This window comes from Sphingomonas oleivorans, from assembly GCF_003050615.1.
Classification (GTDB): Bacteria; Pseudomonadota; Alphaproteobacteria; order Sphingomonadales; family Sphingomonadaceae; genus Sphingomonas_H; species Sphingomonas_H oleivorans.
The window spans coordinates 25,964-37,609 of sequence record NZ_NWBU01000006.1; the positions used below are offsets into that span (position 1 = coordinate 25,964).

Consider the following 11,646-nt stretch of genomic DNA (forward strand, 5'->3'; position numbering starts at 1 on the left):
CCACTGCCCCCTCAAAATGCAACGGCGTCGGCGCCCTTGAGCTGGAGCATCCGGCGCGCGTCGGCGGGCGTCGCCACCTCCAGGTCGAGCTCGCGCAGGATGCGCCCGATCTTTGCGACCTGCTCGGCATTGCTCGTCGCCAGGCGTCCCTTGCCGATATAGAGGCTGTCCTCCAGCCCGACCCTGACATTGCCCCCCATGACCGCCGACTGGGTGACGAAGTTCATCTGGTGCCGGCCCGCCGCCAGCACCGAAAGATCCCAGTCGTCCCCGAACAGCTTGTCGGCGATGCGCACCATATGGGTCAGATTTTCGGGATCCGCGCCGATCCCGCCCAGGACGCCGAAAATGCATTGGATGAAGAAGGGCGGCTTCACCAGGCCCCGGTCGGCGAAATGCGCCAGCGTATAGAGATGGCCGACATCATAGCATTCGAATTCGAACCGGGTGCCATAGGCCTGGCCGATCTCCCGGCAGATCCGCTCGATATTGCCCATCGTGTTGTAGGCGATGCGCTCGCCCGAGGATTCGATATAGGGTTTCTCCCAGTCGAACTTCCAATCCCGGATGCGCGAGGCAGCCTGGCTGTAATCGAAATTCATGCTGCCCATGTTGAGCGAGGTCAGTTCCGGCTGCGCGCGCTTGGGAGCCGCCAGACGCTCGTCCAGCGTCATGCTGTTGCTGCCCCCGGTGGTGATGTTGATGACCGCGTCGCTCTGCTGCTTGATGCGCGGCAGAAACTGCATGAAGATGTCCGGGTCCGGCGTCGGCCGGCCGTCGCGCGGATCGCGCGCGTGAAGGTGCAGTACCGAAGCGCCGGCCGCGGCCGCGGCAACCGACTGGTCGACGATCTCATCCGGCGTGATGGGCAGGTGCGGCGACATGCTCGGCGTGTGGACGGAGCCGGTGACGGCGCAAGTGATGATCACCTTTTCGGTGCGGCGCATAATGTTTCCTTGGTTTCGCCTTGCCCGGCGTCGGGTGCACCGGGCACGACCCTGCCCGATGCATGGATGGATAAAAGGAAATAGCGGCCCGTGCCCCGAAAGGGCCGGGCCGCCACCCCGCCTCACATCCTGAAGACTGCGGTCAGCACGACACTGCGAGCCTCGTTGAACGTCAGCCCGCTGAGCGTGCCGCCCTCCGAACTTACGATCGACTTGTTGTTGAAGGCATTGTCGACCGACAGCTTCACGTCGAACTTCTTGGCCCGGTAGAAGAGCTGGGCTTGCCATTCATCATAGCTACGCAGGAAATAGCTATTAGCCGCGTTGCCGGGACGGCCGTCGCTGAAGCGTGCGCCGATCGCGACGCCGAAATTCTCAAGCGGCCCCGCCTGGAAAGCATAGCTGGAGAAGAAGCTTCCCGACCAGTCGGGCACAAGGCGTGGCGTGTTCCCGTCCTCATCCTTCGCATCGAGCACGGCGAAGGAGGAATAGAGGTCCCAGCCGGGCACAAGCGAGGCCGCGACATCGATCTCGAACCCCTTGAACGTCTGTTCGCCGCCCAGCACCGTATCGGGTCCGGAACCGATCTGATCCGGGTTCGGCACCGGGACATTCTTGCGCCTGGTGTGGAAAAGGGCGGTGTTGACGGTAAGCCGTCCGCCAAACAGATCCCCTTTCGCTCCGACCTCGATATTGCGCGCCGTTTCTGCACCCATCGGTTCGCCGGTCAGGCTGTTGATCGCGAATGACGGGTCGAAACCCGTGCTGTAGCCGCTGTAGAGCGAGACTTCGTCGGTAACGGCATAGCTGGCCCCCACCCGGTAGGTCAGCTTCTTCACATCATAGACATAGTCGCGCGGCTCCGCCGTGCCCTTGTCGTCATAGATGTTCTCGAACCAGTCATAGCGCATCCCGCCGAGCAAGGTCAGCTTCTCGATGGGCTTCACCGTCGCCTGGACAAAAGTGCCATATGCCTCATAGGCTTCCCCAGCGAAGAAGTTGGGGCGCAGATCGGGCTGGGCGTAGCTGTAGTTGCGATCCGTGATGACCTTGCGGACGATCAACGGCATGTCGTAATTGCCGTAATATTTCATATTGAGCTTGGAGTAATCGGCGCCCAGAAGGATCGAGCCGAGCTGGCCATCGCTGCCCAGTCCCTTTACCAGATTCACTTCCGTCGAATAATTGTCATAACCGTCCGCATAGTCGAAGAAGCCGGCGAGATTGTAGCTGTTGGTGGAATCCAGCGTTGATCCGCCCCGCGCGCTCGTGATGGCTCGATTGAGATAGGTATAGCTGCCGCGCAGCTTCAGGCGGAGATTGTCGCCGAGGACTTGCTCGCCCATCAGATTGACGTTCTGGAAGTCGAGATCGAAATTGTTCCAGTCGGCGCCGACGAAGGTGTGACGGGGCAGCTCGTCCGGCACTTCCAGCTTGCCGGCACTTGTCCGCCGCAGTGGCAGACCGTTCCAGGGAACGCCGCTGTTTTGCTGCAGCGTATATTGCGCCATCAGACTGGTATTTTCCGTCGGCTCCCAGCGCGCGACGGCGTAGAAGGAGCTCTTCTCGTTCTGCACCACGTCGGTGGCCGATTCAGTCTCGCCGATCGCGCCGCTGAACCGCACGCCGAAGGTGCTGGAAAGCGGAATGGAAACGTCGATCGTGCCGCGCTTCTGGTCGAAGCTGCCAAATTGCAGGCTTGCTTCGGCAAAGGCTTCCTTGAGCGGCTTCTTGCTGACGAAATTGATGACACCGCCGCCGATGCCGCGGCCGTAAAGCGTGGAAACGGGACCTTTCAATACCTCGATGGCCTCGATCGAGGAGAAATCCGGCGAAACGAAGTTCACATAGGCCGATCCGTCAAGGCGATATCCATTGACCTGATCGACAAACTGACCGCGTATCGTAAACTGATCATAGACGCCGGAGAAGTTCCGGGAGAGATTGACGGCGCTGACGAACTCGATCGCGTCGTTCAGATCCTGCGCATTGATGTCCTTCAGAAAATTCTCGGTCAGGATTCCCACATTCATGGGAAGTTCCTTGATATCCGTTGGGACTTTGAGCGCGGTATCGGACCGTTCGTCTCTATTCGCGTAGCGGGCGCTTACGACGATTTCGTCGTCGCGTCCCGACTCTGCCTGGCTATCCGCCGATGCCTGAGCAAGTGCGGAGGCGGGCGTTGCAATGATGAAGGCTATCACAGCGCATGATGCGCCAAGGCGACGACCGCGCGTAAACATGTTCCGTCCGGTCGGAACTCTGGCGATCTGTTCTTCCGAATATCCCATTCTTCCCCCTTGTTTCCCCCTTATCCACCCGCTGGAAGGGTGGATCATGGTCTCGATGGCTACGGTGAACTACGCGCATTCGAGCGAGGCTTTTTGTTCCTCAGGAGCGAGAACAATCCCGCAGAAACTCGAACATCATGAAATTGACACATGACCGCGGCGCTTAGCCAAGACCACTTGTCCCGCATCCAAGCGTGCCACCTCCTTGGCACGTCCGGACCCTGATCCTGATATCGTGGAATGGGGCGATACTTGATCGGGCACACCGCAACAGGCCGCTGTACGTGGCAGGAACGCCGATTGTCAGGCGATGCTATTGGCGATGCCGGCGCGCCGCATAGGGCGGTTCATGGCCACTGCGTTTCCTGGTCGAGCGGATAAACCGGCCGGGACAATCCCTGCCAAGGAATATTCTGGAGATCGGGCGTCGTCAGGCCCGGTGCATTCACCTCGAAGATATTGGCGTCTTTGACCAAATGCTCGAAACCGGCCCGGAAGTGGCCGCGTGATTTGACGACGAAACTGCTCGCTTTGCGAGGATCCAGTCCAATATCCTCCAGAAGGTCCGCACCCCACATCTGCTCGCGGACGCTCACGACCGCGATGTCGATACCGGGGAGCGACAGCCAGGCGGTCTTTCCAAGGTTCACGGGCGCATTGGCCAATACCCCGAGCCGGGCAATGAAGCGCCCTTCCGTCAGCTTGCGGACCGTCGCACGAACCGTCATCCGCTCGGAAAATGGACTTGTCTCGTCGCGGTTCAGCCGCGCATCGAACGTTGCGCCAACGCCTCTTTCCCAGGCCTCTTCGACCAGCGCAGGATCATAGAAAAGCCCAAGCTGGACATTTTGCGCGCCGCTTTCCAGCAGGGCTTTCAGGATCCAGAGGGTGTTTCCCCGTCCTCCGCCTCCTGGATTGTCGGCGATATCGGCCAGGATGATCGGGCCATCCGCCCGGTCATCGGCGCGCAATGCCAGTTGCGCCGCCTCGGCAAGGCTTTTGGTGGCGCGCCGATACCGCCGGCGGTCCTGCCAGGCCCTGCTTGCGAGGCGCCCGGCGGCCTGATCCGCGGCTTCTTGCCCGCTCCTTGCATAAGCAAGGATGGCCATGCCGTTATAGCCGGTATCCGAAAAGGCAAATCCCGCCAGGGCGGAGGCGGTCGCGATCGTCTCGCCTATCTCCGCCTCGACGGCATTCATGAGGTCGCCATAGGGTTCGCCGGGCGCGGTGAGCTGGGTGACCTGCGGCGTCACCAGCGGGAGCCGGACAAAACTCTTGGCGAAACGCTTTCCTTCGAACAATTCGTTCATCAGCAGCGCGGCGTCGGCCGAACGGGCGCAATGATCCACATGTGGATTGGTGCGCATCGCTATGAGCGCATCGGTTTGCGCAACCATCTCCTCCGAAATATTGCCATGCAGATCGAGCGTGGCCACGATCGGGACTGCGGGCCCGACAATCTCGCGAACCGCCCGAAAATAGGCTCCGTCCATATCGGCGAGCTCGGTCGTGATCCCGGCGCCATGGCCATAGATATATACGCCATCGAGCGGCAGCGCGGCCGTGAGCCGCTCCCGGATCTCGGCCAGCAGCTCGAGGAAATAGCCATGGTCGCAGGGGCCGCCCGCCTTGCCGTCCGCGAGCAGGATCGGCACCGCTTCCCATTTCCTCAGACGCGACATGGCAGGGCCGAAGCCGAACACATCCGCGTTCGCGAGAAAGGGCGCCATGTCCTCGCCGACAAGCAGCCCGTGATTTATAAAGTCGTCATGCCCCGTAACCGGGGCAAAGCGGTTGCTTTCGAGCTCGATACCCAGGATCGCTATGCGCTTCGGAAGATCGGCGGGCGGCATCAACAAGATTCTCCAAATTCGCCATGCGGACGTGCCGGCCTTTCGAGCGGGAAAAGCCGGCTGTCGCGCTGGATCATGACCCAGGCGATGGTTCCGTCCGGTGGAACTCGCCGCCATATGAGGTTTTGAAGCCGGTTACCTCGCCAGCGGCATCCGTCAGGAAGCTGACGAAGAAGGAGCGGGGCACCGGATATGGCCAGCGTTTGACGACGGCGAAGGTATCACGCCGCCAATGCTGCAGCTCATATGTGACCGGCCCGGCACTCATGATCAGCTTGCCATTCGGCTCGGCCTTGATTTCGACTTCGCCGAACGCTCCGTCATCATGATATCGTGAAGCGTAGGCGCTCGAAGACAGTGCCGGCAGGCGAGGGTTGCGCTGGCCCTGGATGCGCTGTTCTTCCTGCATTTCCTCGCGATCCATATGATCGCTATAGGCCTTGAAAGCTGCCGGCCAGTCCTTGGCGGGAAGGTCAAGGGCATAATCAAGAACAAGCTGTGTTACGGCATGTCCCAATAGCCAATATGGGCCGTTGAGGAGAACGACGACGCCGAACTTCTTTTCGGGAAGCATTGCCAATGTGCAACGGAATCCATCGATCGCGCCATCATGCTGCACAACGGTGGATCCGTGATAATCTTGAATGCCGAGGCCAAGCGCATAGCTCATGAAGCGGACACCGTCCGGCCCCTCGCCCAATATGGTGGCAAGCGCCTTTGACTTATAATGTCCGCGGTTCGGCGTATGCGGGGTCTCCATCTCCTGGACGGTCGAAGGCTGCAAAATCTGCTTGCCGTTCCAGCTTCCCTGGCCCAGCAGGACCATGAGCCAGCGCGCCATGTCGTTGACGGAACTATTGACCCCGCCGGCCGGCAAGGCGACATGATCTTCGTAAATCCAGGGAATAGGCGCCATTCGCCCGTCGATGGCCATGTGGGGCGATGCGCTGTTGCTGAGCGCGCGCGCGACGCGATGATCGGCATTGGTATGCGTCATGCCGAGCGGGCCCCAGATTTGATTCTGGGCTACCGTCTCCCAATTCGTTCCGGCGATCTGCGCCACGACCAGCCCGGCGGCGGTATAATTGTCGGTCGTATAGACCATCTCGCTCCGGAACGGTGCGAGCGGCTTCAAATAGCGCATACGCCGGACGAGATCCGTCCGATCCTTGGCGATCTCGCGAAAAATTCCAGGAGAACCTTCAAGGCCGGTCCGCATCGCCAGCAGGTCTCGAAGCGTCACCATATTTGTGGTGGCCTCGTCGTGAAGCGCGAACCATGGCAAATGATCCCGAACGCGATCGTCCCACTTCAGCCGGCCGGATTCCACCAATTGTCCTGCCGTCGCCGAAACGAAGGATTTCGTGCAGGATCCTATGCCGAATACCGTATCGGCATCGACCGGTTCGCCAGTCGACATGTTGCGCGTGCCAAAGCCGCGCGCATGAATGACACGGCCATCCTCGACAACCGCAACAGCAAGGCCCGGTTGCTGCCACGTCCTTCGCGCTTCTTCTATCTGGGCATCGATCTGGGTGAAATCGCGCTGCGGCGCGGCGAAGCCGCCGCTCGTCGCCGTGGCGATTGCAAGAATGAATGCAATGAAACGCCTACCGCCGGCGGAGCTACCATGGCGGGCTCTCCAATGATCAAACATTGATTCTCCTTATGATCGAGGCCGACAGACGGATTTCTGTAGCGGCAGGCATGTTCGGGATAGGGGCGCCGGGATCCGATTTGCCTCTCCTTATGGCCGCTCTCGGGGCGAAAAGAGGATCGGCGCATCATCGCTCATGATGTGGCGCGCTGCGGCTGACGGGCCCGGGTCCCATCTATCATCTTGGCCATTGACAGGCAGACGCCGATCAAAAGCGCCGCCATTGCGAAGAAGAAAGCGGACCAGCCGCTGGCCGCGACGATCAGGCCAGCGAGGGCCGGCGCAATGGTTCGGCCGATATTGTAGAAGGCGCCATAGCCGGTGAAGTCCGTGCCTGGCTGTGCTCCAACCGCCCAGCTCAGGCGCTCGAAGGTGAAGACCGCGTGGAGGGTGCTGATCAGAATTGCCGGCAGGAAGCCCAATAAGGCGGCGGACACAAAGTCCACCTCCGCGGATCGTGCGGTGATTGCCAATCCGGCGATCAGGAAAGGTGCAAGGCCCGCAATTACATAAAGAACAATGATGCTCCCGACGCGCTTGATGAAGAGGGCCGCAACAGCGGAGCCGCACAGCTCGCCTATAAGATAAATAGTGCCGACGATCATGCCGGCCTGTCCCAGCGACAAGCCTCGATCCAGCAGGAAGGGCCCGAGCATCGCCGACAGGCTCGCATTCGTCGCTCCACCTCCGATGAGCAGTAGAGAGCGCCGCAGCATGAACGGTTGACGCATGAATCTTGCCAGCGACGCCCTATCCGCTGTTTTCGTTCGCGGGCTTGGCATGCTTTCCTTGCGTAGGACTATGGGCAGCGTGAGCAGAAGGAACAGAATGGCCGCCGTCAGGGTGGTCGCCGTCCAGCCGGCGGATGCGAGCATGAAGAAGAGAAATGTTCCTGATAGCAGGGCGCCTACCGCTTCGAAGATCGCCTTCACGCCTGCCCCGAGCGCCCTTTCATGCTCATCGAGATTCTCGATGGTATAGCCATCGACGGCGATGTCCTGGGTGGCGACAATCGACATCTGCAGCGTCAGCAGCAGGAACATCGGGATCAGGAGGTCGCCCGCGGGGCGCAGGAGACCGAGCATGGCGAGCAGGGCGGCCGCGGCCGCCGTGCAAGGAAGGATCCAGCTTCGCCGCCGGCCGAAGCGACGCGACCCGTAGCTATCCACCATGGGCGCCCAGAGCAGCTTTGCCCACATTGGCACCAATGGCAGCGAGAGCAGCCAGAATTGGGATGGCTGCAGCCCATAAGAGCGGGCGGCCGTCGGAACGATCGCGTTGCTGAAGCTGAGTGGCAGCGCCTGCGCGGCGCAAATCGTGCCGATAAGGAAGAATTTGCCCCAAGGCTGATCCTGCAGGCCCGGCTGTCTCGCATTGGCGATGCCAAGCGCCCGATGGAATAATCCTATCATCGAGACCGATCGGAATGATCTGGGTCGCTGCGCAACAAGCCTTTCATCTGCAATCTCCAAATGCACCATTGCCGCCGTGGATGAGGCGAGGTTTCATCGCGACACTGTCGGGATCAGCGCGGAAAACTGTCGATCCTTCGCTCTCCATTCTCTCCGATCCTGGCATATCGAATATTTCGGGCGGTGTTGCAGTGGACGAGCAGCTCGGGGCAGGCTCCGTTCTCGCGGATAGCCGGCAGGTGGAGCGCGGCAAATTCGCCATCGCTCCATGTTCTGGGGGCCACGCGTGCCAGGACGCGATTGAGTGTCGGCGAAGGCCCTTCGGCGAAGCGCACCAGAATATCGTCGCTGTCGCTGATCGGCTCAACGCGCAACAACGCGCCCACTTCCTCGCTCGCGAACAGGCCCGCCGGCACTGAAATGGTCGGATATAGCGCGGATGCGGCAATGAAATGCTGCCAGCGACCGAAGCCAAGATCGACCTCCCAGCCGCTGGCCAGTTGCTTCACGCGCGCCGAGGTCGTTCCATCCACGGTCTCGAATATGCCGTCGGCAGCCCGGCCCAGATAAGCATTCTGGGCGAAATGGCGAAGCAGCAATCCATGTCGCCCCTGGGCGATCCGGACGATGTCGCCGGTGTCGCAGTCGACAAAAGTCTGCAAGGCGGCACCGCCAGCGACATCCTGCTCCAGTCCGAGCGAGATTGCGGGCGGGGCACTGTCGATGCATTCGGGCCGAACTGCGTCATAGACCCGGAACGGAAGTGTGTGACGGCGCAGATCGGAACGATTTCCGAAGAACAATATGCCGAGATCATCTTCGGGGAAATGAAAGATTCCGCAGCCGCCAAGGCCGGCATGGCCGATCCAGCTTCGGTTGCGATGTACGCCCCTGAACAGGCCCCGACGCGCAAATGGCGCGACATCGGGCGTCCGTCGCGAAGGCGCCAACAAGGGCGCGATACGCGACATGTTGGTCAGGACGCCCCTGTACCAACGCAACAGATCGTCGAAATTCATCGAAATGCCGCCGTCGCCGGAAGACGAGCGGCCCCAGAATGAATGATTGAAACCCTGGTCGGTGACCTCATACATGCTCGCATCATTTGCGAGCAGTTGATGTTCGTCGTAAGTCATGGCCGCGCTGTCCATGCCGAGCGGAACAAAAAGGCGCTCGGCAAGCAGTTCTCCGATCGGCCGGCCAAGCCGCCGTTCGATCCAGCGGACGACCAGCCTGTAAGCCGCATCATTATAGTCAAACGCCTGTCCGAGCCCGCGTTGCGGAGTGCGTTGACGGCAAGCGAGCCGGTACAAGGAGTCCAAAGTCACTTCCGCGCCCTGCGTGTGACCGGCCAGATCGGCCACCGGCTCATCGTTGCGAATGCCGGTGACATGAAGCAGGCAATCATCGACGGTCGCGTCTCGCGCGAACGAAGGAAGCTCAGGCAGCATGTTGCCGAGGGGCTCGCCGAGATCGATGAAGCCATCGCGCGCCAGCTCGACGAGGAGCAAGGCCACCATTTGCTTGCTGATCGAGGCGATGCGCGTGCGAACGCCCGGTCCCCATTCGATGTCGTGGTCGATCTCCGCCCGGCCGTAACCCTTCAGGTGGATGAGTTCGGAATCCTGGACAATGCCGATATACAGCCCCGGCATGTGGGGCTTGTCGTAAGGCGCGAAAAGGGCGTCGATACGCGCGGATATGCTCGTTGATACGACCGGATTCAGCACTATGACGGGATTCCCGGGACAGCGTTCAAGATCAACACGCCATCCCACGTGGCAGCATTTTCGCAGTTCGGGGAGAACCACTCTCCGATAGATGAACCGGTCCGCTTGAGCTTGCGCGCTTTCGCGCTTGCTTCGCGAGCAAGCCGCGTTAACGGGCTTGGCAGGCGAACAGCGTTCGAGATTGGGGAACATGTCGAGACCTTTGCCGCCCAGCTTGGTGAACCTCGAGCTCAAGCCTGACTCGCGCGTTCCGATCTACCAGCAGTTGTTCGGGCAGCTTCGCGGCATGATCTTGAACGGTGAGCTTGCCTCGGGAACGCGGCTCCCCGCGACAAGGGAGATTGCGAAGCTGATCCAATGCTCGCGCAGCACGGTCCTTCTCGCATTCGAGATGCTGATGAACGAGGGCTATGTCGAGGCTCGTCAGGGATCCGGCACCTATGTCGTCGATACCGTTCCGGAGGATGCCATAGGGTGCAGGTCGACTTCGGCCGCACCGGACAAGATGCCTGCCGGCGTTCGTCTTTCTACCACTGCGTCGGCGCTGCTTGATCTGGATATTCCCAAATCCTTGCTGCCCCATAGCCGCGTTATATTTCCGGATGTACGCGAATTTCCATTCGGAACATGGTCGGCGCTATTCCGATCCGCATGGAAGCAGCCAGAAGCGGACTTGCTGGGGCCGCACGATCCGATGGGTTATCTTCCCCTGCGTCGGGTCATCGCCGATTATCTGCGCGATATTCGCGGCCTGATTTGCGATCCTGAGCAAATTGCCATCACATCGGGCACATCTCACGGGCTGAATCTTCTGTTTCAACTTTTGCTGTCACCTGGCGACCAGGTCGTGCTGGAGGATCCATCGGCGCCCTGGATGGTTGCGAAGGCAATAGCCTGCGGCGCTCAGCCGCTGTTCATCCCCGTTGATGGTGAGGGTATCTGCCTCGACGCCAATTCGGAAGCTGCATCCGGCGCGCGGTTGGCGGTCGTTACCCCCTCGCACCAGTTTCCGCTCGGCTATGTGCTCAGTCAGCGGCGCAGGACGGCCTTGTTGAATTGGGCGCAGAGAAATGATGCGTGGATCATCGAGGATGATTTCGATTCCGAGTTCCGCTTTGCGGGACGCCCGCTGCCACCTCTCTACACGGCGGATCAGTCTTGCCGTGTCTTTTACATGGCGACTTTCTCGAAAATACTCATACCGAATATCCGACTGGGCTATATTGTTCTGCCACCGCAATTTGTGGAAAGCTATTCGAGGCTTCGGGCGATCGTCGACCGATATACGTCTCTGCAGTTGCAGCCCGTGGTCGCTTCATTCATTGAAGATGGACATTATGCGAGCCATCTCCGCCGGATGAGGGCGCTATATGAAGGGCGCCAAAATACGCTCCTTGCGCTCGCCGAGCGCTATTTGCCTGAGCTGTTGCGCTTCGAACCGCAGGATGGCGGCATGCATTCCGTCGGTTGGCTATTGGATAGCCTGCCGCACAATATTTCGGCGGCAAGACTTGCCGACCTTGCCAATAAGGCTGGCATCCCGCTCTCACCCTTATCCACTTACTGTCACAGATTTCCAAGGCCCGAAGCGGTACTCTTCGGATATGCTCGTTACAGCCAAGGCGAAATCAGCTATATCATGCAGAAGCTCGCTGATTTGACTGGCTGTAAAGGACGTGAAGCGGGCTGAGAATTTTGATGGCCACTTTCCGGAAGCTGCAATATTGCTCTGGACAAGGGCTGCTCCGTCTGCCCT

The 11,646-nt window shown here is 60.3% G+C and carries 7 protein-coding genes; 1 reads left to right on the forward strand and 6 read right to left on the reverse strand.

All coding sequences use genetic code 11. The features are described from left to right. Positions 1–11: 11 nt before the first annotated feature. From kce to CLG96_RS07770, 6 genes are all read right to left on the reverse strand, one after another. Complete coding sequence (gene kce / locus CLG96_RS07745; RefSeq protein ID WP_107967316.1) at positions 12–947, reverse strand: 3,5-dioxohexanoate:acetyl-CoA acetone transferase; 936 nt, start codon at positions 945–947, stop codon at positions 12–14. Between the two features lie 122 nt (positions 948–1,069). Continuing rightward, positions 1,070–3,286: a TonB-dependent siderophore receptor gene (locus CLG96_RS07750; RefSeq protein ID WP_107967317.1), complete on the reverse strand. Its 2,217-nt coding sequence runs from the start codon at positions 3,284–3,286 to the stop codon at positions 1,070–1,072. Between the two features lie 299 nt (positions 3,287–3,585). Next, positions 3,586–5,091, reverse strand: a complete 1,506-nt coding sequence (locus CLG96_RS07755) for a M81 family metallopeptidase (RefSeq protein ID WP_243395696.1) — start codon at positions 5,089–5,091, stop codon at positions 3,586–3,588. A 73-nt stretch (positions 5,092–5,164) separates the two neighbouring features. Next, complete coding sequence (locus tag CLG96_RS07760; protein WP_107967319.1) at positions 5,165–6,748, reverse strand: serine hydrolase; 1,584 nt, start codon at positions 6,746–6,748, stop codon at positions 5,165–5,167. A 134-nt stretch (positions 6,749–6,882) separates the two neighbouring features. Beyond that, a complete protein-coding gene (locus CLG96_RS07765; RefSeq protein WP_107967320.1) occupies positions 6,883–8,229 on the reverse strand; it encodes an MFS transporter in 1,347 nt (448 codons plus the stop codon). Between the two features lie 44 nt (positions 8,230–8,273). Continuing rightward, the gene (locus CLG96_RS07770; RefSeq protein WP_107967321.1) at positions 8,274–10,082 is read right to left on the reverse strand and encodes a serine hydrolase domain-containing protein; all 1,809 of its coding nucleotides are present in this window, start codon (positions 10,080–10,082) and stop codon (positions 8,274–8,276) included. A 25-nt stretch (positions 10,083–10,107) separates the two neighbouring features. Here CLG96_RS07770 and pdxR point away from each other — a divergent pair, with 25 nt between their 5' ends. Further along, positions 10,108–11,580: a MocR-like pyridoxine biosynthesis transcription factor PdxR gene (gene pdxR, locus CLG96_RS07775; RefSeq protein ID WP_165799593.1), complete on the forward strand. Its 1,473-nt coding sequence runs from the start codon at positions 10,108–10,110 to the stop codon at positions 11,578–11,580. Positions 11,581–11,646: the final 66 nt, after the last annotated feature.

Coding starts and splice junctions, on each gene's coding strand:
- CLG96_RS07755 (WP_243395696.1), bottom strand. CDS start 5,091: ATGCCGCCCGCCGATCTTCCGAAGCGCATAGCGATCCTGGGTATCGAG.
- CLG96_RS07750 (WP_107967317.1), bottom strand. CDS start 3,286: ATGATCCACCCTTCCAGCGGGTGGATAAGGGGGAAACAAGGGGGAAGA.
- CLG96_RS07765 (WP_107967320.1), bottom strand. CDS start 8,229: ATGGTGCATTTGGAGATTGCAGATGAAAGGCTTGTTGCGCAGCGACCC.
- kce (WP_107967316.1), bottom strand. CDS start 947: ATGCGCCGCACCGAAAAGGTGATCATCACTTGCGCCGTCACCGGCTCC.
- CLG96_RS07770 (WP_107967321.1), bottom strand. CDS start 10,082: ATGTTCCCCAATCTCGAACGCTGTTCGCCTGCCAAGCCCGTTAACGCG.
- CLG96_RS07760 (WP_107967319.1), bottom strand. CDS start 6,748: ATGTTTGATCATTGGAGAGCCCGCCATGGTAGCTCCGCCGGCGGTAGG.